We start from the raw sequence: 613 nt of genomic DNA, 5'->3' as shown, positions 1-613 counted from the left end.
CGGTTCGCTAGAGGTTTTTATTTCATTTTCTTTTATTTCCACGATTCCGCATGTGGTGAAAAATCTTTCAATAAATGTCACTGAAGAGAAAATGACTTTAGTTGTCGATATGGAGAGATCATTTGCTTTTTTTAGCTTTATTGCTTCTCGCAGGTCCGGATCGATTAAAATTGCAGTTTGTTTAATGATGACGTCTATTCGGTCAAAAATATTTCGAATAAGAAGTTCGTCAGATGTCATGTCGATGCGCTCGGAAGAAAGCATTAGTGTTGCCTGTAGAGCCGCGAGGTAACCAAGCGATCTGTTGCAGTTTTTCTTTGAAAAAAATGCTGCCGATTCAATTGCAGAGCTGAGAGGAGGGAAGGAATCGTACGTATTCATAAATGGCGAATTTGTCAGCTCTTCAACTGACAGTATATCGAGCATGTTTTTGTTCTTAATGTAAGAAAAATATAAATCAATAAGTGTCATGCAATAGTTACTCTTCGCGAGGCAGTGAACTTAGAAAATGCCATATATTATTGCAGCATCTATCTCTCCGCAAAGGCTAAACTGAGTCCCCTCGCGTCGTGCCGGGTCTCCCTCCATCCGGGTGACGCTTGTATGGCCTCCC

The 613-nt window shown here is 40.9% G+C and carries 1 protein-coding gene; it reads right to left on the bottom strand.

Annotated elements, in window-relative coordinates:
* On the bottom strand, nucleotides 1-426 hold a 426-nt coding region (locus IG168_RS20385), incomplete at its 3' end, for a hypothetical protein (protein ID WP_193166444.1).
* Nucleotides 427-613 lie beyond the last annotated feature (187 nt).

It is taken from the genome of Microbulbifer hainanensis (genome assembly GCF_014904735.1).
GTDB classification, from domain to species: Bacteria; Pseudomonadota; Gammaproteobacteria; order Pseudomonadales; family Cellvibrionaceae; genus Microbulbifer; species Microbulbifer hainanensis.
Note: the sequence above shows the minus strand (reverse complement) of the source record. Positions and strands in the feature narration are given on the sequence as shown.